The following is a 21,259-nucleotide window of genomic DNA, read 5'->3' on the forward strand; positions in this document are numbered from 1 at the left end:
AAGAAAGACCAGGCCAGGCGAGGCACGCGACGGGTTCCCGAGAAGATCATCACCCTTGCGCCCGCGATACTTCAGTAGCTCAAGCAACGGCATTGACCGAAGACCTGGAGGTGCGCCTTGCCTCGGTGGCGGACCTGGATAAGGCTGCGCCGATGCTCCGGCGGGCGTTCGAGGCGGCCTGACGCAACGACAAGGGCGGCTGGCGCATCGGCTACTCGATGGGCCAGCCGCCCTTCGGCGTCTGCGGCCCGCCGGTCCCGGGCTCTCCGCTCTCATGATCACTACTCCGGTCCAGCCAGGGCAAAGTCGTCCTGCGTCAGCTCCGCGCTGAGCCGCTGCTCTGCTACGTCGGCGTAGTGAGAGGACAGCTCGACCCCTACGAACCGGCGCCCCTCGCGGAGGGCCGCGACGCCCGTGGAGCCGCTGCCGGTGAACGGGTCGAGGACGACGCCGCCCTCGGGGCAGATCTGTACGAGCTGCTGCATGATCTCGACGGGCTTCTGAGTAATGTGCACCCGGTCCTTGCGGGGCTGGGAAGCGATGAAGTGGCCGGGCAGGTAGAGGTCTCGGTCCTTGGCCAGGCTGCCCTTGACGCCCCACGTGATGAACTCGGCGGACTGCTTGAACCCACCCTTGCGCGGCCGGCTGGCGGGCTTGATCCACGGGATCGTTCCGCTCCACGTCCAGCCAGCCATCTGCAGAGCGTCGGACGTGGTCGGCTCCTGACGCCAGTCCGAGAAGACGAGGGCCACCGAGTGCTCGGTGGAAGCCCGGTACGCCTCGGTGAGCAGGGCGGTCAGCCAACTCCGATAGCTCCGCTGGTCCCGGTTCTCTCCGGGAAAGTTCTGCAGGTCGTGCGCGGATCCGCTGGTGACGTACTTCGCACGAGCGGTGCGGCCGGTGCGGTCCGAGCTGGTACGTCCGCCGGAGTTGTACGGCGGGTCGGTAATGACGGCGTTGACGCTCTCGTCCGGGAGGGACTTCAGCACGGTGAGGGCATCGCCTCGGTGCAGCGTGTAGCTCATGTGTGGGACCTCTTTCAGCGCGCGGCAGAGCTGCGCCCGCTCCGGACTGCGTTCAACAGCAGTCGCTTCGAGCGGGGTTGCGCCGGAGATTAGCCGCGAGTTCCGGCCGCACCTAACGAGCCGCTTCGGGCTCCCGGGTCGCCCCGGGAGCCGTTTGGTGCGGCCGGAATCCCGGTCTACTGTCTCGCCACGTCACCAGGTCGGAACCTCGTTTCACACCCGTTGACCTGCGCTTATCTGCGTTGCCTCGTTCGGACGAGCAGCGTGGCAGGCCCGTTGGCCCTTCTTCGCGAAGCCGTGAGGAGATCCGGTGTATTGCCTGAGATTACGAGCGCGGCCGGCTGCCGCGCATGACCTGAGACCGGCGTCCAGGAGCTACCAACTCCCCCTGACCCGGGCCCGCCCTGTGAGGCGGATTCACATCGGCGTGGTGCCGGCGGCTTTACACGAGAAGCCGGCACCACGCCTCCTACGAACATCGAGGAGCCGCTGCGATGCAACATAACCTGATACCCCCGCGTCCCGACCCAGCAACGCCGTCCGGCCGGGATCGCCGTCTCGGTGAACGGTGTCTGCGATGAAGAAGACCACCGGAGCCGTCGTCGGTCTCTTCGCGGCCGGTCCGCTGCTCCTGGCGGTTCCGATCCTCGCCATCGGCGCTGGGGCGGCTTCGGCCTCCTGCTCAACCGGCGGTACACCGTCTGTGGATACCTCAGCCGTCGCGGCTCAGGTGAAGGCGATTCTGGACGGCGGCGGAAAGGACGCGGTCTCCGTGCCGGGACTGGATAATCCGGAGGAGCAGGTGCCCAACGCCAAGACGATCCAGGCCACCGGCGTCGCGATGAACGTTCCGGCCCGTGGGCAGGTCGTGGCTCTGGCGACGGCCCTGCAGGAGAGCGGGCTGCGGAACCTGACCTACGGTGACCGCGACTCGCTGGGGCTGTTCCAGCAGCGTCCGTCGCAGGGTTGGGGCACCGCGAACGAGATCCTCGACCCGGTGCATGCCTCGACCAAGTTCTACGAGGGGCTGAAGAGGGTCTCGGGCTGGCAGTCCCTCTCCGTCACGCAGGCCGCTCAGGCGGTGCAGCGGTCCGGTTTCCCGGAGGCCTACGCCAAGTGGGAGCCCCTTGCGACCGCGTTGCAGCAGGCGATCGAGCCTCTGCTACCGACGGCCGACGTAGCATCAACGGCTCCTGCGCCGTCCGGCTCGGGAAACACCACCAGCATTGCTGGCGGCTGCACGGCGGACGGGGACGGTACCGACTTCGGGACCATTCCGGCGGGCGCGGTGCCTGACGGGTACGAGATCCCCGCGGACGCTCCGCGAGAGGTCCAGACTGCGATCCGCTGGGCGCTCGGCCAGCTCGATACCCCGTATCAGTGGGGTGGGAGCTGCACCGACTCCCATGGGCCGGACCCCATGGGCCGGTGCGACTGCTCCTCGCTGATGCAGCAGGCGTACAAGGCTGCCGGGGTCACCTTGACTCGGACGACGTACACGCAGGTCAAGGACGGCAAGTCGGTCTCGGTCGACGCTCTCCGGCCGGGTGACCTCCTCTTCACCGAGGGGACAGCCAACACTCCTGAGCACGTCGGCATGCTCATCGGCCAGGGTCTGATCATTCATGCCCCGCGCACGGGTGACGTGGTCCGCATCACGACCCGCGCGGCCTGGAAGTCGCAGATTCTCGCGGCACGCCGAGTCACCTGACCCGCCGTTTCCTCCGCCCTCTTTCCTTCTCGCGCCGCCGCTCCGCCCGCTTGGGCTTTGGCATGCACTGAATCGAACTGGAGTTCTTATATGTATCTCACTGACAAGGTCGTCCAGCTCGCCTACGACCCCGGGATCAAGCCGAACGAGGGCGGCTTGCCCGGCCTCGCCGTCCTCAAGCAAGTGATGGGCTCCATCAACCTCTTCGGCATCATCGCCGTGGTCGGCGCGCTCGCCGTCAGTGCGGGCGTGTGGGCGTGGGGTCACCACTCCGGCGGCCACCAGGCCGAGGCCAGCGGCAAGAAGGGTGTGCTGGTCAGCGCAGGTGCGGCGCTCCTGTTGGGTGCCGCGAACGGTGTGGTGGCGTTCTTCAGCACGCTGGGGACGCAGGTCCGCTGATGTCTTCCCGTTCCTCGGATCCCGGCGGCGCATCGAGCGTGCGCCGCCGGGCGTTGCTCGGCACCGCTGTCCTGGTGGTGCTCGTCGCCCTGGCCGGTCTGGCCGCCTACCTCACCCGCGACGGCAGGGAACCCACCAAGCCCTCTGCGACTCAGGCGACTTCGGTCTCCCCCTCTGCCCCGTCCGTTTCGCCGGCCGGGTCGCCGTCGCCGATCACAAGCTCCGCGGCCCTCCCGGTCCCACCGGACACGCACGATCCGATCGTGTTCGGGAAAGCAGCCGCCGCAGCGCTGTGGTCCTACGACACCCGTGCGTACTCCCAGGCGGAGTTGCTGACCTCTCTGCACGGGTGGCTGACCACCGAGAGCATGTACGCCGACCGCGACTCGGTCGACGCGGTCGTTCCCTCGCCCGTGCTGTGGAAGAACATGGCCGCCAACGGCCAGTTCGCCACCGCGACCGTGAACGAGGGGCACTTCCCGGACGCGTTCACCCAGGCTCTTCAGGCTGATCCCGGAACGATCACGCAAGCGTACGTCTACGCGGTGACCGTCTCCGGCAAGCAGTCGATCGCCTGGAAGGGCTCGCCCGCCGGCGGCGCGGAGAACCGCGTCACCACCCTCGCGGTCCAGTGCCGGCCCGACCATTCCTGCGCCCTGGCCGGTGTCATGCCGTCCGTCGCGCCCTGATCCCCAGCCCGGAAAGGAGGTACCACCATGGGAGTCTGCGACTTTCCGCTGATGGACAAGGTCTGCGGCACTGTCGACTTCGCCACCAACCCCGCCGGAGCCGTCACCAACGGCATCGGCGCGTGGATCGCGAAGTCCATGGGTGAACTGGCCGCCAGCGCGGCTGACCTCGCCGCCAGGACCGTCAACGCGACCACCGCCATCGATCTCAACGCATCATGGTTCAGGGAGAACTACGAACTGCTGCTGCCCATCGGGCTCGCGCTGACTGTCGGCACGTTCTGCATCCAGTTGATGCTCGCGGCCTGGCGGCGCGACGAGCGGGCCCTGGCCCAGGCAGCGATCGGCACCATGACCGGCGTCCTGTTCAGCTTCTGCGCCATCGCCTTCACCTCCGTCGCCATCACCGTGGTCGACGCCTTGTCCGACGGCCTGTTCCAAGCCGCCAACAGCTCGGTCGACGACGCGATCCGCCGAGTGGTGAAGGTCACCGAGCTGGGGGCCATGTACGGCCTCGGTTGGGGGGTCCCAGCCATGGTCGCCCTCGGATGCGCGATCGGCGCGTTCCTGTACTGGGGCGTCATGGTCGCGCGGAAGGTCGGCGTCCTCGTCATGGTCTCCCTCGCCGTCTTCGCGGGGGCCGGCGGAGGGTGGGAGGTCGCCAAGCGGTGGCGGCGTGGCTGGATCGAAGCCACCGCGACCCTGGTCGTCTCGAAGCTGCTGATGACCGTGGTCTTCCTCATCGGCGTCTCAGCGATGGGTAAGTCGGATACTCACGACGGCATGGCCGCACTGTCCGACGCGATGGCCGGCATCGTCGTGATGGTCCTGGTCCTGCTGTGCCCGTACGCGACATACAAGTTCGTCCACTGGGCGAGCGATGGCGGCGGCCATGGCGACCTGCACCGCACCGGCGTCGCCGGCATGGCGGTCGCCGCGGGGGCCGCGAAGACCGCGGGCAGCATGGCGATGCGGGTCGGCACCGGCGCAGGCGCCCCTTCGCCGCAGGGTCCGAGCCAGGTACCTGGTGCGGGCACCGACGGTGTCGCCTCCGGCATCAACCCCGCCGGTGGCAACCTCAGTAAGGAGGGCATCGACTCCGGCCCGTCCAAGCCGCGGACCAGCTTCCGCTACGGCGAGGACCCGAACGCCTCCGGCGACAAGGGCCGCGCCCTGATCCAGCGCCCTGGCATCCCTCCGCTCATCACCCGGCCCAGCGAGGGCGAACCGGAGGATGCCGAAGGAGGAGCCGCCCCGGGTGCTCAGTTCGCCGGCGTGTCGGCCCCGGTCAGCAGCGTCTCGCGCGCTGGTGTCGCGCTGCCCGCTCCCCCTGCGCCCGGGGAAACGAGCAGCCCTTCCGCACCGTCGCTGCTGCCCACGGGGCCGTCGGCAGCTGGCTCCCCGACGCCGACGAGCTGGGGACAGCAGCCCACCCAGCCGCCTGCGGGTTCCTGACCACCCACAACCGGGGGCGGGCCGCACCCGCAGCTCGCCCCCACTCCGCCGCACCACCGATCAGTGGAAACGGAACCTCGCCATGCCCTGCAGAAGAACGCCGCACGCCTCGCCCTCCGCCCGCTCCCACCCTCTGGAACCACCATGTCCGTCAAACCTCAGGCCGAAGCCACCACGGCCACCGTGAAGTTCCCGCACCGCAGCAGGCGCGGCATCCTGCTCGGCCTGACCGCCCCGCAGCTGATCATCGCCGGCCTCGCCGGTCTGCTGCTGCTCTCCGTGATCCTCGCCCGCGGTGTGATCGGCGCTCTCGAACTCATTCCGGTATGGGCCGCCATCGCCCTTCTCGTCTTCGTCCGCCACCGAGGCCGTGCCCTGGCCGACTGGACTCCGATCGTCACCCGATACGTGGTCCGCCGACTGCGCAAGCAGTTGGTCTGGCTCACTCGCCCCTCGCACCGTCCGGTCCGCGAAGGGCTCCTCCACCTGCCCGGCACAGCGGCCAGCCTGCGCGTGGTCACCGCCCCCGATCGCCGCTACGGTGCGGTCCACGACCCGCACGCGGGCACGCTGACCGCCGTCGTCAAGGTCTCCTCCCGCGCCTACGCACTACTCGACCCCGGTACGCAGAACGCCAACGTCAACGGCTGGGGGCGCGCGCTGGCCGCACTGGCCCGCACCGGTCAGGTGGCCAGGATCCAGGTGATCGAGCGCACCGTCCCTGACTCCGGCGATGCTCTGCGCCGCTACTGGGAGGAGCACGGCCGGCCCGACACCCCCATGGCCGGTGCGATCTACAGCGAACTGATCCAGAGCGCGGGCCCTGCCGCCGCGCCGCATGAGGCGTACGTCGCGGTGTCGCTGGACGCCAAGGCCGCACGCCGCCTGATCAACCAGGCCGGAGGCGGTCTCACCGGGTCCTTCAACGTCCTGGGCCAGCTGACCTCGACGTTCGACCAGGCCGCACGGACCGCCGGGCTCAACCCCACGGGTTGGCTCACCGCTCGCGAGATCGCGGCTGTCGTACGTACGGCGTACGACCCCAAGGCGCTCTCCGTGCTGGACCGTTGGTCGATCAGCGGTCGTCCCGAGGCGGAGCCCGCTGCCGCCGGCCCGGTCGTGGTCGTCGAGAAGGCGGACCACATCGCCACCGACTCGGCCGTCCACGCCACGTACTGGGTGGAGAACTGGCCCCGCACCGAAACCTCGGCCGGCTTCCTGCACCAGCTCCTGTTCACCGCCGGAGTACGGCGCACGCTGTCGCTGTCGTACGAGCCGAAGGGCCTGGACGCCGCCCTGCGCGATGTCCAGCGCAGGAAGGCCAGCGTGATCGCGGATGCCGCGGAACGGACGCGGCGGGGACAGGTCGACTCCGAGGCGGACTCGATCGAGTACCAGGACATCAAGTCCCGTGAACGCCAGCTCATCGCGGGGCACGCGGACGTCGCGTTGACCGGGCTAGTGACCGTCTCGGCCGACTCCGAGGAGGAACTGCGTTCCGCCTGCGCGGTCGTGGAAACCGCAGCCGTCGGCGCGCAGCTCGATCTGCGGCCGCTCACCTGGCAGCAGGCCGAGGCGTTCACCGCCGCCGCCATGCCGCTCGCCCTCGCCGCCTGAGACCGGCATTCCTTCCCTCCTGCGAAAGAGCGAGCACCCCGCATGTCCCGCACCGCCAGTACGACCGCGCAGGACTTCGTGCCCTTCGCCACCGCCGCGCTCGACTTCCACCGCGCGCTCAACATCCCGGGCGGTCCGCTCGTCACCACCCGCACCGAGCTGGACGCCCTGCACGCCCATCTCGTCTCGCTGTACGGACTACTCGACGCCCATGCGGCCCGTACCGGACAGCTCGTTCCGGCCGAGGGCGACCGGCTTCGCGCCGCCCGCACCCGGGTCTGGCAGGCCGCCGACCACATCCACGCCGCCTACCACGCGGCACCCCGGCCGGACTCCGGTGAAGTGCCCGAACCCGAGGCGTGCCGGGCCGCCCTGCCCGAAGGGGCGCCCGAGTTGACCGTCTGCCAGCGCCACCAGCGCACCGCGCGCCTGGTGCGCCGCCGCACCACCCCTGCCGACCTGCACGCACCGTTCACCGGTCTCGTACGCCACTGACCCCGCCTTCCACTTGGAGAACACTCATGCCCCGCACCCGCGCCAGCGCCTCCCACCTGTTCGTCCCCCGCAAGGCATCACGTGCCGAACAGCGGGCCGCTCGTACCGGTTTCGCCGAGGCCCGTCGTCAGGCGCGCCTGGCCGGCGCCGCGCCCAAGCACCGTGCCGCGGAATTCCTCGATCCGGAGCTGCGCCCGGTCTACCCGTCCTCCGGGCGCCCCGGCGCCTCCTCGGCTCAGGGCGGCAAACTGCGCCTGCCCGCCCACCGGATGACCACCGCCACCGTGTCCGGGGCCTACCCCTTCCTCGCGGAGGGCGGCCTGGGCGCGGAGGGCATCTTCATCGGCCGCGACGTACACGCCGAAGCGGCTTTCTGTTACGACCCGTTCTCGCTGTACAGCAGCGGCAGGATCGAGGGCTTCACGAACCCGAACGCCGTCCTGGCCGGGATCATCGGCATGGGCAAGAGCGCGCTGGCCAAGTCGATAGCCACCCGGGCGATCGCCCACGGCTACCGGGTCTACGTGCCCTGCGATCCCAAGGGAGAGTGGACGGCTGTCTCACAAGCTCTCGGCGGCTACAGCATCGCGCTGGGGCCGGGGCTCCCCGGCAGGCTGAACCCGCTGGATGCTCCGGCCCGACCCGCTTCGGTCAGCGAGGGCGACTGGTCGGCCGAAGTCCGAAAGCGCCGCCTCCTGCTCCTGGCTGGCCTCGCTCGTACCGTGCTGAAGCGCGATCTCCTGCCGATGGAACACACAGCCCTGGACCTCGCGCTCGACCTGGTCGTCGCCGAGGCCGACGCCGACGGCACGGTGCCCCTGCTCGGCGAGATCGCCCACGCCCTCGGCTCTCCCGAGCGCCTCGACCGGGCCCTCGGCGACCAGGCCGGCCACATGGGGCTTGCCGCACAGGACCTCGCACACGCCCTGCGCCGCCTGGTGCACGGCGACCTGAGCGGCATGTTCGACGCCCCGAGCACCGTCGTCTTCGACCCGGCTACCCCGATGCTGTCCATCGACCTCTCCCGCCTCGGCGGCTCCGGCGACGACACCGCCCTGGTCCTGGCCATGACCTGCGCCTCGGCGTGGATGGAATCCGCACTCGCCGACCCTGACGGCGGCCGACGCTGGGTGATCTACGACGAAGCGTGGCGCGTGATGCGGCACGTCGGCCTGCTGGAACGCATGCAGTCCCAGTGGAAACTCTCCCGCGGACTCGGCATCGCGAACCTGATGGTCATCCACCGGCTGTCAGACCTGCTCTCGGCAGGCGATGCCGGCTCACGCGGCCGGGTGCTGGCCGAGGGCCTCCTCGCCGACTGCTCCACCCGCATCATCTACCGCCAGGAACCCGACCAACTCGCCGCAGCCGCTTCACTGCTCGGCCTGACCGGCGTCGAGACCCAGGCCGTGTCCGCCCTGACCAAGGGACGGGGCCTGTGGAAAGTCGCAGGCCGCTCCTTCATCACGCAGCACATCCTGCACCCGGCCGAGCGCGAACTGTTCGACACCGACGCCCGCATGTCGGCATAGGCTCGTGGGTTCGTCAATTCTGAAGCATCGAGCGGGCGGAACTCATCGGGCGTGTGTGCCGGAGAGCCCACGCCCGGTCACCGGTCGGGGAACCGGGGCTTTCCTGTCTGCACGGGCCGGGGAGCTCCGGCCCGTGATCGGAATAGCGGCGTGCACAACTGACCGCCAGGCCGACACCGATCAGGTCAGAGCCACTGGGCCCAGCCGAAGGTCGCGATGTACGCACGCTCGGTCGCCTTCCAGCCCCGTCCGCGGACAACCCCCAAGGCCAGCGCAAACCAGACCGCGATCGCAACCCCGATGATCAACGGCCACTTGGGACCCGCCAAAGCCCCGACCACACCGAGCGCCACGGCCGTCACCACCAGACCGCCGTGTGCCCCACCACGGCTGGAGCGCAGTACCTCCCGGACTACCCGCCGATCCTCTGCGAGGACCCGCTCGTACGCGTTCGGTACTGCCTCTGCGCTGCGCTCCCGCTCCGAGTCATTCTCCACAAAAGCTCCCCTCAACAAGCGCGCCCCTACGGGGTGGCACCCACCCGCACGGGCGCGTCACCTACACCACGACAAGGGACATGACTGAAACGAATCTGACGAGAACGCACCCACGACAGTAGGGACGTATCCCCAGCCCCGTCCGCTCGCTTCCGCCTCCCAGCGGGCATCGACACAGCAACGAGGACCAACCATGCCCTCTTCTCCCGCTTCCCGTGAAGGCCAGCCCCTGACGGCCACCGATCAACTGGCATGGAGGCAGCACATCCCGGCGCTCGCCTCCGCCGCCGCCGGCATCAGGCAGGCATCCGACGCCTGGGACGCGGTCTCGGACTCCTTCTGCGACAAGGACGGCTGGCCCATCGACGAGAAGGGCTACGCGGACGGCAAAGTGACCCGTGACGCAAAGGCGTGGAAGCACGTCGAGGTCTTCCTCGCCCACGGCCCCGAGGTCCTGGCCGGAGTCCGCGCCGCCGCCCACGGTGCCGACTACGTCGAGGGACCAGTCAGCGCGGACCTCCGGCGGCTGCGCGGGATCGACACCACTCTGGAACGAGCAGGCCGGATCCGGCACGAGTGGGACCAGATCATGGCGCTCATGGACGACTCGCTCCCTGGCTCACGGGAGATCTACGCGAGCCAGGCACAGGAGATCCGCAACTCCGAAGGCTGGCACTACGCCGACGAGTTGTCCTCCCAAGGACTGGCGCTCACCCGGGCAGCCGGCCACTTGGCCGGGCGAGCGGATCACGATCGGACCTCGCAGGCCGGCCGCGCCCAGGCGGCCCTCGCTCGCTCCGCTCTTGGCATCCGTGGCGCCTCGCCGGCTTCGCCTCCCGCACCACGCGCGTCGAACCCGAAGCCCCCACGTCATTCCCGCTGACGTCGATAGCACCGAGTTCCGGCGGGACCAAGCCGGCCGATCGCCGCATCCTCGTGGAACACCGCGCCCCTCACCCCTACCAGCGGCTCGCGCCGTCGGTCACCGGGCACCCGGCCAAGGAGAAGGAGAAAGCTCGTGCGTCCCGATGAACCCCGGGTTCCGCTCCATCAGGAGGACCTACCGATATCCGCCCGCCCGAGCAAACCGCTCCTCCGGCAAGCCGTCGCCGGCCTGCTGGGGCCGGAGCACGGATACGGCCACCTCACCGTGCCCCTTCGGCAGCGTGGCCTGGAGTGCACTGTCGAGTACGGCCTCAGCGACTACATCGTCCACACCAGCCTCCCGGACGGCAGCTCGCTGATCATCTCGCCGCCCCAGGAGCCGCCGACCGACCACCCGGCCGGGCACCCCGCAGGCTGGCTGGTGACCCGAGGGCATCCCGACGACTCCACAGTCCACGAAGTGATCTACGACTCGGAGCCAGGCGGCCCCCACGCCCAGCACGGCGGCAGCGCCCCCAGCCTGCTCGCCGCCATCGACGGGCGCCTCGATCAGCTGGGCGTCCCTCCGCGACCGGACGCCGCCTCGTCGCGAGTGAGTGCCGCTCGCGCACTCTCACCGACCGCCCAGTTCACGGCCCTGGCACCAACGCCAGCAGCTTCGGCCGTACGCCCCGCGCTTCCGCCCGCCCGTCCCCCATCCGCACTCGGTCGGTGACCACTCCGATGCCCCGCACCAGCAGAACCACCTCGGCCGTCGACCACAGCGTTTCCCGAGCCCGCACCGGAGGGGTCAGCCATGCGCACCCACTACGACTCGCTTCCCGACGTCGCGATCGGCCACCACCCCAACTACGGCATCGTCGCCGCGAACCCGAAACAACTCGCCGCCAACACATGGATGTTGAAGGGATTCAACTTCCACCCCGTCCCGGACCAGCCAACGCTGTACGCACTGGCCGACCAACAATGTGACGGCCAGGGCCGCGCCACCCGGGCCGTCACGCTGCTGCGCGACGCCGGCTACCAGGTCGACGTCGATACCGCGTTCGACCCCTCACTGGCCTCGGAAACGATCGCCGACCTTGACCGGCCGCCGCGCATGGTTCCCGACGTCGCGTTCGCCGAACATCCGCAGCTCGGCATCATCGCTGCCACCGACAACCACTCCTCCACACTCGGCGGCCGCCTCGTCCTGGAGGAGCACGGCTGGCGCCATAACCCGGTCCTGGACATCTACACGCTGCCCATCACCACCGACCGCAGCGAAGCCCTGGGGAGGGTCGCCGGCGCCACGCTGTCGATGCATCGATCCGTTCTCCAGGCCGCGGTGCAGCCCTCCCTCGCCCAGGACGTAGCTGATCGCCGCCCTCCTGCGCCCGCAGCAACCGCGCGCCCCGACCACGACCGGGGCTTCACCCGTGCCTCCCCCGTCATCGCCGCCGCTCTCACTGCCAGTCCAGCCCGCGACGGCCTCCCGGCCAGGATGCCGGCTTCCGCCGACGACACTCCGGCGGACCGGCCGGTCGACCCGCGCATCACCTTCGCCCTCAACCGCTGACCCCACCTCCCGTAAGGAACCGTTTCATGGCCGTGAAGACCATCTGGCAGATCACCCATTCCTGTGACCACCAGGCCGACCGCGACCTGTCCAACCGGGCCGCCGACCGGCGTGCGGGCTTTGCCAAGTGGCTCGCCAATCAGAAGTGCACCGACTGCTGGCGAACCTCCAAGGAAGGCGCCGAACCGGACAAGGCTGCCTGGCTGAAGGCCAAGCGCGCCGAAGAACGGGCCGAATCCGAAGCCTGGTCGCAGCAGTACCGGATGCCGCCCCTGGACGGGACCGAGCGAGCCGTCACCTGGGGCGTGCGCTGCCGCCACCAGGTCCTGGCCGCCGCCTACACCGCCCTCGTCCTCGAAGGCGAGACCAGCGAAACGGAGTGGGAGGAGATCGAGAAGGCCGCCCGCACCGTCACCCGTGCCGGGTGGTGGCTCGACCAGCGATCCTCCGAACCCGACGACCTCGCTGAGCTGCTCCAGGCCGCCACCTGGGCCGACCGGACCACCGAGAACCCTCACTTCTGACCGCCCGATGCCCTGCCAAGGTGGTGCATCAGTTTCCTTCCTGCCAGCGATGTAAATGCCCTTGCCGGAGCGCTCCCCGCGCTGCGTTGCCGCCCCGAATCGGAGTGCCCCGATGACCAGCAAAAGAACGCACGTCGCACCCCACCACCCATCACTCGTCTGCGCTCACTCCCAGGACTCACCGTGCCCGCACCGCGTACCAGCGCGCCCTCGACCACCACCGGGTCGGACGCGCTCCTCTATCTCCTCTTCGGCCTGCTCGGCGTCGGGCTCGCCTTCGGTTCGCTGGCCTGGCTGACCGGTAACCTCAGCAACTCCCTCGTCGGTACCGGGCCCTGGGCCCCGTACACGGCCACCGACGCGCTGCTGCACCCAGATGTGCTGTGGCCGAGCCTGAGCCCCACCTCCCTGCTCGTCGGCGCACGGATCATTCCCGGCCTGCTGTCCGTCTGCCTCGCTGTCCTCGGCTTGGTGGTGTGGATGCGGCTGCGCGGCGGTGCGAAGAACGGTCTCGCGCGGAAGGGCGACCTCGCCCCGCTGCTGAACAAGGAGATCACCGCCAAGGCCCGGAGCCTGCGCCCGTCCCTGAGCGGCCGGGAGTGTAAAAGAAGTCGCTCCTGCTGACCGCGGCATCCTGCTCGGCACCCTCTCCCCTGGGCGTTCCGATGTCCGTGCGTCGTGGGAGGACGTGATCGTCGCGATCATGGCCCCGCGCTCCGGCAAGACCTCCGGGCTGGCGATCCCCGCGATTCTCGCGGCTCCAGGTCCGGTGCTGCTGACGTCGAACAAAGCGGCGAACGACGCCTTCACCGCGACGGTCGACGCCCGGGCCGAGGTCGGCACGATCTGGACCCTGGACCCGCAGCAGATCGCCCACCACCCGCGCGAGATGTGGTGGGACATCCTGGCCGACGCCCTCGACCTGGCCGGAGCGAAACGCCTTGCCGGGCACTTCGTCGCCGCCAGCGTCGACGAGTCGAACGGCGCCGACTTCTGGTCCACCGCCGCGTCCAACACGCTCGGCGCACTGTTCCTCGCCGCCGCCGGCCACCGGCGGCCGATCACCGATGTCCTGGCCTGGCTCGCCTCCCCCGCCGACCGGACCCCGGTCGACCTCCTCACCGACGCCGGCCACCACGCGGTCGCCGCCCAGCTCCAGGGCACCGTCTCCGGCGCCACCGAGACCCGCGACGGCATCTACGAGACGGCACGGCAGTACGCGAGCTGCCTCCTCGACCCGGACGTCGCCGCCTGGGTCACCCCCGCCAAGAACCTCCCCGAATTCAAGCCCTTCGCCTTCGCCACCTCCCGCGACACCCTGTACCTCCTCAGCAAGGACGGCGGCGGCAGCGCGTCCGCAATCATCGCCGCGGCGGCTGACGCCGTCATGCGGGCGGCCGTCATCGTTGCCGAGCGCTCCGGCGGACGGCTCGACCCGCCCGCCCTGTGCGTCCTGGACGAGGCTGCGAACGTCTGCAAAATCTCCGACCTCCCTGACCTCTACAGCCACTTGGGAAGTCGTGGTGTCATCCCGATGACGATCCTGCAGTCCTACCGGCAGGGCCAGCGGTGCTGGGGCGAGGCCGGCATGGACGCACTCTGGTCCGCCGCCACCATCAAGATCATCGGATCGGGCATCGATGACGCCGACTTCGCCGACCGCCTCAGTCGGCAGGTCGGCGACCACGACGTGCAGACCACGTCGGTATCCTCCAGCGACGGCGGCAAGTCCACCTCGGTCAGCATGCGCACCGAGCGGATCCTGCCACCCGACGCGATCCGCGCCCTCCCTAAGGGCAAGACACTGCTCCTGGCCACCGGCATCCGGGTTGCCATGCTCGACCTCCGGCCTTGGTACAAGGAGCCCTCCGCCAAGGTGGTCGGCCCGGCCTCCGCCCGCGCGACGAAGGCCATCACCGAGCGGGCCCTCGCGAAGACGCATGGCCGCGACGACTTCGGGCTGTCGGCATGAGTGCGCCCACGCCGCGTCCCGGGCGGCTCGTACGCTCCCCGGTCGTTCTGCGCGACGGCCAGTGGTGGCTGGTCAGCGGGGCCGGCTCGGTTCTCGCCGCCGACCCCGTGTTCACCGGTGTGCTGGACGGCTTCGCCAAGGCGATGGCCGCTGCCGACCAGGCGGTCGCCGATCTCCATGCCCGGCAGGGTGAACCTCCTTCCACCGACGCCGGAGGGCGACGATGAACCCGCTGCTGCGCGCGGAGCAGGCGGTACTGGGCTCCGTGCTGCTCGACCCGGGCCAGCTAGCGCATCTCGACTGGCTCGCACCGGATCACTTCGACCGGCCGGTCCACCAGGCGCTGTTCGCCGCGCTGCGCAAGCTCCGGGCCGATGGCCACCCCGGACTGGCAGCCGATACATCGGTGCCGCTGTCGTGGGTGACCGATGCGGTCGAGGAGGCCTGCCACCACGTACGGGGGCTGAGCGCGGTGTACGCCCACACTCTGGTCTCGGCCTGTCCGCGCCCCGAGCATGCTCCGGCTTACGGCCGCATGGTGCTGGAGGGGGCGATCCATCGCAGCATCACCGCGCACGCGATCCGCCTTCACCAGGCCGCTCGCGCCGACGCCCTGCGGGGCGAGGTCGAGGGAGCCCTGCACCACGCGGTCGTTCTGACCGGGGTTCTCACCGATCTCGCACGGCGGTGGGGTACCGAACCGCGCCCGGTCCCGCCCGCTACGCCGCTGGCCACTGCCCCGGCCGCCCTGCCGCCGGTCCGGGCCGACCATGTCTCCGAGGACGAACGGTTCCTGCTGGCCGTCCTTGTCGAGCGGCCGAGGGCCATGGACGAGGTGGTGGGCTGGCTGCGGCCGGGCGACTTCGCCGACCCGGCCCACGGGCAGCTCTACCGCTGCCTCGGCGCGCTGCACCACAGGGGCGAGCCCATCGACCGGATCACCCTGCTCTGGGAGGCGCAGCGGCGCGGTCTGCTGGCCGACGGCACGCTGTCCGGCGGGCAGGTCGCCGCCATCTGTGACGGTGTGGGTCCTGGCAGCGCCGAGTGGCTCGGTGAGCAGGTGATCCGTTCCTCGGTCACCCGCACCGCCGTCACCTCCGCTCGCACCATTCGGGGCTTGGCGGAGAACGAGTCCCTGTCCCCTGGGCAGCTCATCAATCACGCCCTGCACGCGCTCGGTCCACTCGATGTCGTACGTACCCGCTGGCGGACTGCGAACGGCCACTCTCCGCCGTCTCCGGCCCCGGCTTCTTCGTCGAACGGGCCTCCTCCTGCGCGGGTGCACGCCGCTCTCGCTCGCAGCGCGCCACACCCAATCCCGCCGTCCTCGGCCCGAGCCCGCTCTGCGCCCGGCCCCGTTGCCGTGCGATCTCCCTCGCGCGGCCACAGCTGAAAGCCCCGTCCTCTGTTCGTCCTCTCCTTTGGGATTCACCGTGAACAACACCCCCAGCTCTGACATCTCAGCCCTGCGTGGCATGGCCTCGGCCTTCGACGCCCAGCGCGGCAAGCTCCCGGTCCCTGGGAACTACCGTCGCTTGCCCGGCATCGTCGCCGTCGCCAGGCAGATGTCCGAACTCGGCGAGCTGATCACCGACCTGGGCCATGAGGTCTTCCTCCGTGCCGCGGCCCAGGACCACGAAGTCCACACGGCCCGGGTCATCGCGGGCTTCGCCGCCGCTGCGCGGCCTGCCGGCGAGGCGGCATCCGCCCTCGGGGAGACGGCTCACCAGCTCGCCTTCCTGAACCAGACCGAGCATCTCCGTAACCGGCCCGACGCCCAGGAGGCCCGGGAGGCAGCAGTGCGGGTGATGGAAGACGCTCTCGGTGCGGCGGACACGGCCCTGCGCGAAGCCGCCGACTCCCTCCACGCCGCGTCGGCAACGGTTTCACCTCCGTCCGTACGGCTCCGAGCCGCCCGTAGCCGGTCCACGACCACAGCTCCCGCTCCCCGACCCACACCTCCCGCTGCCACGCCGGCAGCGGCTGCACCGGGCCGGATCGTGCGGGGGCGGTGACATGGGGACCAACAGTGCGCGCCCGCCGTTGATCGGCTCGCTCTGCTCCGGGTACGGAGGGCTGGACCTCGGGGTGCAATCCGTGCTCGGCGGCAGCCTGGCCTGGCATGCGGAGGTCGATCCAGGCGCCTCGCGGATCCTGGCCCAGCACTGGCCCGGGGTGCCCAACCTGGGCAACATCACGGCCGTCGACTGGTCCACCGTCCCGCCGGTGTGCGTCCTGACCGCGGGCTTCCCCTGTCAAAGACGTCTCGGTTGCCGGCCGACGGGCCGGACTCAACTCCCAGACCCGCTCCGGGCTGTGGCTGCACGTCGCCCGTGCGGTCGAGGCCCTCCGGCCCTGCCTGGTTGTGATCGAGAATGCGCGCGGCCTCCTCACCTCCCCCGCCGGTTCCCCTGGCGACGTGGAATTCTGCCCGTGGTGTCTGGGAGACACCCCAGGCCAGCCTGCTCTGCGGGCACTCGGTGCCGTACTTGGATCCCTGGCCGAACTCGGGTACGACGCGTGGTGGCTCGTGCTTCGCGCCTCCGACGTCGGGGCCCCTCACCGCCGCGAGCGGACCTTCCTCGCTTATCTGGACACTTTTGAGATATGCGAGCCGAGATTCACACGCCCGAGTGTCATCCGATCGAGGTATCGGTGGCTCCGACCGTCCTTGCACTGTCGGCTGGTGCTACTGGTGTGTCACCGGGTTTCCGTGAAGGCCACCGTCCGCGCATGGCCAGACGCCGCTGTCCAAGGGGCCGAGGCCCGTGGATCGCAGTATGAAGAGCTCGTCATGCAGGGCGAAGGCCAGCTGTCCGTGGTCGAGCAGCATGATTTTGCTCATCACGGCGCGCTTCTCATCTTCCAGAGCGAACAGCTCCCGTATCTGGAAATCGGCGTCGACGGCGAGCAGTCGGCCGTCTCGCCAGAAGACCGCAGTACCCTCGGCGTCCAGCGCCGGGTAGGTGGTGTAGTAGCCGGGCAATGCAGGTCCGCGGTGCACTGTGCCGTCGTGGTCGAGGCTGACGAAGCGCGAGCGGGACGGCGTGACGTTCTCGGACTCGGGTCCACTGATGCCGCCGTGTCGGTCGATTAGCAACATTGCGTGCGTCGACCACTCCTGCACCACGGCGCCGGAAGAGTCGTAGCGTGCTGTGGTGAAAGCGCCGTAACCCTGGGATCCGATGAGGAACTCGCCCGGTCCAACAATGGCCTTGTGATGGCTGGGCCCGGGGCGGCTCGCGGCGACGAGCCGACCGGTAGCGGTGTCCAGGAAGAAAGTGACGGCGATGCCGCTCCTGCCGTCGGCAAACGTCGCGGCGATGCGGTGCCCGGCGACCAGCAACGGCTCCCAGTGGTGTGCCTCGATCGTCTGCGGCGCCCACGGCTTCGCGGGTCGCACCTCCCAGCTCGTCTCCGTGCTGATCTCGACGCAGCCCGGAAACGACAACTGGTCGAGCACGGCTGGCGTCGACCATCTCACCGAGCCGTCCTCGCCGTGGCGTGCGATCCGAGCGTGACGGCCTGCCGGGACAGCGCGGTTCCGCTCAGCGGGCAGCCAGGACACGCAGACGCCGTCGGACAGCACCGCGAACGACCCGAGGCGCTCAAAGGGCTCGTGCTCGGGCGTGATCGAGCGCAGGATCAAGCCCGCGGCATCCAGTTCAGTCAGCACGGCACCTGTCGGCCCGCGATGGGCGACCCAGACAGATCCGCTGGCCCTGACTCGCGGTCGGCTGGGGTGTCCGTCAAACTCGCGGCGCCACAAGACTTCTCCGGTCACGTCAATGGCGGTGAGCAGAGTGGTGGAGACGTTCTTGCCGTCGTAAGTGGTGATGAAGATGGGCCCGCCTGTGTCCGACGCCGCCAAGCCCCAGACCTGGCCGGGCATCGGCACGCTCTGCGACATCCTCATGGTTCAGACACCTTCCTGTTGCATCGATCCGAGGCCCTCGCTGTCAGCAGCGAAGGCGCACAGTTCGTCCATAAACCGACTCGGCGGCGACGGCCTGTACTGGGCCTCGTTCCACTGGTGCCAGAGACCACCAGGAGCCAAGAAGCGGGCAGACTGTTCGCTTCCCGTCTGGCTGTCGATGTGGAGAAGCGCGCTGATAGCCCAGTGCTGGTCGTACTGGCAGTCAGGCTGTCGGAGGTAGCGGTCCAGGTAGGCAGTCAGGTGCTGGGCGTCCTCTTCGGTGCCGAAGCGTGCGAGGGCGAAGCAGTAGCCCTGACCGGAGAAGCAGAGCTGGCTAGCCAGGAGAAGGTCACCGAGGACGTCGCGGAAGTGTTCACGGCGGTCGAAGCCGATCAGCCAGGCGGCCGTAAGACGGGAGCGCCATTCGCTCTCCAACAGGATCTCGAGTTCCTCGTCCGCAATCTCCTGGGCGGCAGCCCGCAGAGACTGGAGAAACAGGGTTCGCTCGCTCTCGTCGTCTCGCGTGAAGTTGGCGTGGAGGAGGTGCAGGTAGCGCCCAACTTCCTGCGTTTTTTGCGGCTTGACGTAGCGGTCGATGACGTCGAGCAGTACGGGGTCCGAGGAACGAGGAAAGCGCATGCGGTAATCCTGGCGTTCCTCGCGCCCCATGACCAAGGGCTTCTGCGGTCATACGTGATCGACCGGAGGCGGAATGTGCGGCTCACAGAGGTCGTCGAGGAGCTCTCTGATGCGATCGGCCGTGCGCTGGTGCCGCTCGACCTCGCGTTCCCAACCACGTGTTTCCGCATCGGTGACCAGGTACTGCTCGACACACAGGCGCTCGCGGAGTCGTGGGGCGTAGGACATGACCCTGCCGAGCGCGGCAGCGTCCCTGCTGCCCACACCGCCGGCCCGCGACCCGGGCGCCCCGGAACGCCGACCGGGCAAGGGCCGGCCGACTCTCTCGCCAACGGTGGCTCCGGCGCTCTGGAGGCAATCGGAGCAGAGCGGCGATGGGGTGCGTACGCAGCCGCCATCACCCGGTGGGAGACGCTCACCCGCCCCGCCCCGGCGCCCACCGACTCGGCCGGACGGCTGCGTGCCGACTTCGTGGAGTGGATGCAGGGCCTCGACGCCGGCTGGGCCACCGCCACCCCGGGGCTCGGCCGCCCCGCCCAACTCACCGCGCTCGGCAACGGTGTCGTACCTCAACAGGCCGACCGGGCGGTGCGGTTGCTAGCCCCGCCCTTCCCTCGCTGCCCTCGCTGCGCGGCGGCGTAGCGCCCGGCTACCGGGTTTTCCCGGCCGGGCCAAATCGCGGCTTCTCCGGATCCTCTTCCCCATGTCGCCGTCCCACAGAGGGAGCACGCCCCGATGCCCGACACCACCACGACCGCCCCCGGCCCCGAGCCGTTCCGCGTCCCCGACGAGAACCTCGACGACCTCGCCAGCAGCCTCGCCAAGACCATGGCCGAGGTCAAACAGCACGGCGCCCTCCTCGACCGCCTCGGCTCCGAGCCCACACCCGCCCCCCAACCGACCGACGGCGCTCCGGCAACAGCAGCCGGCTCCAAGCCGGCCACTGGCCCCACCTCGGTGTTCATCGTTGCCCAGGGCGGTGAGGCGTACGCCGTCGAACTCGCCGCCCTCAGTGCCTGGGTGAACCACCTCCTCCTCCCGATCTACGGGCGAGAGATCAGCACGACCCGCCCGTGGTGCACGCGGTGGCAAGAACACCCCGAAGCCGTGGCACGGCTGCACGCCCTCTGGCTCGCGTGGCAGCAGTTCACCGACGCCGAGGCCGGCCTGCCCGGTCCCTCGACGTGGCACCGCGACCACCTCGACCAGACGCTGGTCCACCTCCGTGCCCCCGACGGTCCGTTCGCCGCGTGCACGACGAGCCCGGCCCGGCCCAACCACCGCGTGCTGGCCACCCCCGCGCCCGACCAGCTGGGACTGACCGCATGAGTAGCGACGAACTCGACTTCCACCTCTACGACCTCGAACCCGCCGACGCGGCCTCCCAGCACGCGGAGGAGCAGTTCTGGGCCGGTGACTTCACCGTCCTTGCCGAGCACCACACCGCCCGCGACGTCTCCCGCAGTTTCGTCGTCGCCCACGACGCCTCGGTCACCTGGGGTGTGCCCGGCGAACCCCAGATCTGCGCGATCAAGGTCGCACGGGACCTGAACCAGAACACCTTCACGTTCGAGTCGTCCTACCACTCCACCGTGTCCTTCGCTCAGAACTGGCTGGTCGAGCACGGTTGCCCACCGGAGCACCTTTCCCAGGTCGGAGACGACTTCATACAGCCCGCCGACGCTCTCACCACACAGGTCGAGCAGAAGCTCCGCACGTCTGGCACCCGATACACGGTCCTGGACAGCTACACCTCGGACTACGACCCCTGCGAGACATGGACGTTGACCCGCGACTCCAGCGCTGCTCAGGCACCGATTCGCATCTTCCTCGAAGAGGGAGACTTCGAAACACACACGTACACGACGCGTGAGGGCGCCTTCGCCGACGAGAGCGCAGCCCGGCACTGGCTGGACGACCGCAACGGCCCGCTGCCGAACCCACCGGGGGACGGCAGGGACACCGGCGCTGCCCGGACCCGCGCCGCCCTCACCCGCTCAGCCGGTGCCTCGGCGATCCCGAAGGTCGGCCTCGATACCCACAGCCTGCCGTCGCCAGGTCCGACCCAGCGGCCGAGCCCTGGGCGGTCGATGTGAGCCGCGCCCGCTTCGCCTTCGCCGCGCACCCGGACGCCATCTCTGACCTGCGCGAACTCCCCGACGAGGTACGTGATCTGGCGCTGCTGGAGCTGCAGAACCTGGTTCACGGAAGTGACGACTGCCTGCCGTTGAAGGGCCGTCTCGCGGGTTTTCAGAGGGCAGAATGAGAGTGGATAGGAGTTTTGTCGTCACCTGAACGTGTGGCGCAGCGGCATCCCGGCCGGTCGGCGGCCATGGGCATGTTGG

22 protein-coding genes and 4 pseudogenes are annotated in these 21,259 nt (G+C 69.7%); 22 read left to right on the forward strand and 4 right to left on the reverse strand.

Going from position 1 to position 21,259, the window contains the following annotated elements:
• Nucleotides 1–182 (forward strand): annotated as a pseudogene (locus ACIQM0_RS38925) (hypothetical protein); the annotation flags it as partial.
• 99 nt (nt 183–281) lie between these two features.
• On the opposite strand, the gene ACIQM0_RS38930 reads toward ACIQM0_RS38925, so the two are convergent.
• Nucleotides 282–1,025: a DNA-methyltransferase gene (locus ACIQM0_RS38930; protein ID WP_401295881.1), complete on the reverse strand. Its 744-nt coding sequence runs from the start codon at nt 1,023–1,025 to the stop codon at nt 282–284.
• A gap of 577 nt (nt 1,026–1,602) precedes the next feature.
• Here ACIQM0_RS38930 and ACIQM0_RS38935 point away from each other — a divergent pair.
• The 7 genes from ACIQM0_RS38935 to ACIQM0_RS38965 all read left to right on the forward strand — a co-directional run bounded on the left by ACIQM0_RS38935 (nt 1,603) and on the right by ACIQM0_RS38965 (nt 8,923).
• Nucleotides 1,603–2,736: a C40 family peptidase gene (locus tag ACIQM0_RS38935; RefSeq protein WP_401295884.1), complete on the forward strand. Its 1,134-nt coding sequence runs from the start codon at nt 1,603–1,605 to the stop codon at nt 2,734–2,736.
• A 90-nt stretch (nt 2,737–2,826) separates the two neighbouring features.
• On the forward strand, nt 2,827–3,135 hold the full coding sequence (locus tag ACIQM0_RS38940) for a DUF6112 family protein (protein WP_266412479.1): 309 nt from the start codon (nt 2,827–2,829) through the stop codon (nt 3,133–3,135).
• A complete protein-coding gene (locus tag ACIQM0_RS38945; RefSeq protein WP_401295888.1) occupies nt 3,135–3,824 on the forward strand; it encodes a hypothetical protein in 690 nt (229 codons plus the stop codon). The genes ACIQM0_RS38940 and ACIQM0_RS38945 overlap by 1 nt, the downstream gene beginning before the upstream one ends.
• A gap of 27 nt (nt 3,825–3,851) precedes the next feature.
• Complete coding sequence (locus tag ACIQM0_RS38950; protein ID WP_401295891.1) at nt 3,852–5,279, forward strand: ATP-binding protein; 1,428 nt, start codon at nt 3,852–3,854, stop codon at nt 5,277–5,279.
• A gap of 144 nt (nt 5,280–5,423) precedes the next feature.
• The gene (locus tag ACIQM0_RS38955) at nt 5,424–6,896 is read left to right on the forward strand and encodes an SCO6880 family protein (RefSeq protein ID WP_401295894.1); all 1,473 of its coding nucleotides are present in this window, start codon (nt 5,424–5,426) and stop codon (nt 6,894–6,896) included.
• Between the two features lie 42 nt (nt 6,897–6,938).
• Nucleotides 6,939–7,391: a DUF6238 family protein gene (locus tag ACIQM0_RS38960; protein WP_401295897.1), complete on the forward strand. Its 453-nt coding sequence runs from the start codon at nt 6,939–6,941 to the stop codon at nt 7,389–7,391.
• 26 nt (nt 7,392–7,417) lie between these two features.
• Nucleotides 7,418–8,923, forward strand: a complete 1,506-nt coding sequence (locus ACIQM0_RS38965; RefSeq protein WP_401295899.1) for an ATP-binding protein — start codon at nt 7,418–7,420, stop codon at nt 8,921–8,923.
• A 185-nt stretch (nt 8,924–9,108) separates the two neighbouring features.
• Here ACIQM0_RS38965 and ACIQM0_RS38970 read toward each other — a convergent pair whose 3' ends face one another.
• Nucleotides 9,109–9,420 (reverse strand): hypothetical protein, encoded by a 312-nt coding sequence (locus tag ACIQM0_RS38970; RefSeq protein ID WP_401295902.1) that lies wholly within the window; start codon nt 9,418–9,420, stop codon nt 9,109–9,111.
• Nucleotides 9,421–9,613: 193 nt separating this feature from the next.
• Between ACIQM0_RS38970 and ACIQM0_RS38975 the strand changes: the two genes are divergently transcribed.
• The 10 genes and pseudogenes from ACIQM0_RS38975 to ACIQM0_RS39020 form a co-directional block, all read left to right on the forward strand.
• On the forward strand, nt 9,614–10,303 hold the full coding sequence (locus ACIQM0_RS38975; protein WP_401295905.1) for a hypothetical protein: 690 nt from the start codon (nt 9,614–9,616) through the stop codon (nt 10,301–10,303).
• Nucleotides 10,304–10,438: 135 nt separating this feature from the next.
• Nucleotides 10,439–11,020, forward strand: coding sequence for a hypothetical protein (locus ACIQM0_RS38980; protein ID WP_401295908.1), 582 nt, complete (start codon nt 10,439–10,441; stop codon nt 11,018–11,020).
• 81 nt (nt 11,021–11,101) lie between these two features.
• The gene (locus tag ACIQM0_RS38985) at nt 11,102–11,863 is read left to right on the forward strand and encodes a hypothetical protein (protein WP_401295911.1); all 762 of its coding nucleotides are present in this window, start codon (nt 11,102–11,104) and stop codon (nt 11,861–11,863) included.
• Between the two features lie 26 nt (nt 11,864–11,889).
• Nucleotides 11,890–12,387: a hypothetical protein gene (locus ACIQM0_RS38990; RefSeq protein WP_401295913.1), complete on the forward strand. Its 498-nt coding sequence runs from the start codon at nt 11,890–11,892 to the stop codon at nt 12,385–12,387.
• 183 nt (nt 12,388–12,570) lie between these two features.
• Nucleotides 12,571–14,359: pseudogene (locus ACIQM0_RS38995) on the forward strand (type IV secretory system conjugative DNA transfer family protein).
• Nucleotides 14,356–14,586, forward strand: a complete 231-nt coding sequence (locus ACIQM0_RS39000; RefSeq protein ID WP_401295916.1) for a hypothetical protein — start codon at nt 14,356–14,358, stop codon at nt 14,584–14,586. The pseudogene ACIQM0_RS38995 and the gene ACIQM0_RS39000 overlap by 4 nt, the downstream one beginning before the upstream one ends.
• Nucleotides 14,583–15,752 (forward strand): DnaB-like helicase N-terminal domain-containing protein, encoded by a 1,170-nt coding sequence (locus tag ACIQM0_RS39005; protein ID WP_401295918.1) that lies wholly within the window; start codon nt 14,583–14,585, stop codon nt 15,750–15,752. Before ACIQM0_RS39000 ends, ACIQM0_RS39005 begins: the two co-directional genes overlap by 4 nt.
• A 40-nt stretch (nt 15,753–15,792) precedes the next feature.
• Nucleotides 15,793–16,374 carry a hypothetical protein gene (locus ACIQM0_RS39010; RefSeq protein WP_401295920.1) on the forward strand — a complete coding sequence of 194 codons (582 nt, stop codon included), beginning with the start codon at nt 15,793–15,795 and terminating at the stop codon, nt 16,372–16,374.
• A 1-nt stretch (nt 16,375) separates the two neighbouring features.
• Nucleotides 16,376–16,549: pseudogene (locus ACIQM0_RS39015) on the forward strand (DNA methyltransferase); the annotation flags it as partial.
• Nucleotides 16,550–16,670: 121 nt separating this feature from the next.
• A pseudogene (locus ACIQM0_RS39020) lies at nt 16,671–16,883 on the forward strand (C-5 cytosine-specific DNA methylase); the annotation flags it as partial.
• Between the two features lie 165 nt (nt 16,884–17,048).
• Here ACIQM0_RS39020 and ACIQM0_RS39025 read toward each other — a convergent pair.
• Both ACIQM0_RS39025 and ACIQM0_RS39030 read right to left on the reverse strand, forming a co-directional pair.
• Nucleotides 17,049–18,275, reverse strand: coding sequence for a hypothetical protein (locus ACIQM0_RS39025; RefSeq protein ID WP_401295923.1), 1,227 nt, complete (start codon nt 18,273–18,275; stop codon nt 17,049–17,051).
• A 3-nt stretch (nt 18,276–18,278) separates the two neighbouring features.
• Nucleotides 18,279–18,944 carry a DUF6000 family protein gene (locus ACIQM0_RS39030; protein WP_401295925.1) on the reverse strand — a complete coding sequence of 222 codons (666 nt, stop codon included), beginning with the start codon at nt 18,942–18,944 and terminating at the stop codon, nt 18,279–18,281.
• Between the two features lie 45 nt (nt 18,945–18,989).
• Between ACIQM0_RS39030 and ACIQM0_RS39035 the strand changes: the two genes are divergently transcribed.
• The 4 genes from ACIQM0_RS39035 to ACIQM0_RS39050 all read left to right on the forward strand — a co-directional run bounded on the left by ACIQM0_RS39035 (nt 18,990) and on the right by ACIQM0_RS39050 (nt 21,180).
• Nucleotides 18,990–19,556, forward strand: a complete 567-nt coding sequence (locus ACIQM0_RS39035; protein WP_401295928.1) for a hypothetical protein — start codon at nt 18,990–18,992, stop codon at nt 19,554–19,556.
• 93 nt (nt 19,557–19,649) lie between these two features.
• Nucleotides 19,650–20,243 (forward strand): DUF4913 domain-containing protein, encoded by a 594-nt coding sequence (locus ACIQM0_RS39040; protein ID WP_401295930.1) that lies wholly within the window; start codon nt 19,650–19,652, stop codon nt 20,241–20,243.
• Nucleotides 20,240–21,010 carry a glycosyl hydrolase gene (locus tag ACIQM0_RS39045; RefSeq protein ID WP_401295933.1) on the forward strand — a complete coding sequence of 257 codons (771 nt, stop codon included), beginning with the start codon at nt 20,240–20,242 and terminating at the stop codon, nt 21,008–21,010. Before ACIQM0_RS39040 ends, ACIQM0_RS39045 begins: the two co-directional genes overlap by 4 nt.
• On the forward strand, nt 21,007–21,180 hold the full coding sequence (locus ACIQM0_RS39050) for a hypothetical protein (RefSeq protein WP_401295937.1): 174 nt from the start codon (nt 21,007–21,009) through the stop codon (nt 21,178–21,180). Before ACIQM0_RS39045 ends, ACIQM0_RS39050 begins: the two co-directional genes overlap by 4 nt.
• The last annotated feature ends 79 nt before the right edge of the window (nt 21,181–21,259 follow it).

Source organism: Streptomyces sp. NPDC091387, from assembly GCF_044756945.1.
Taxonomy (GTDB): domain Bacteria; phylum Actinomycetota; class Actinomycetes; order Streptomycetales; family Streptomycetaceae; genus Streptomyces.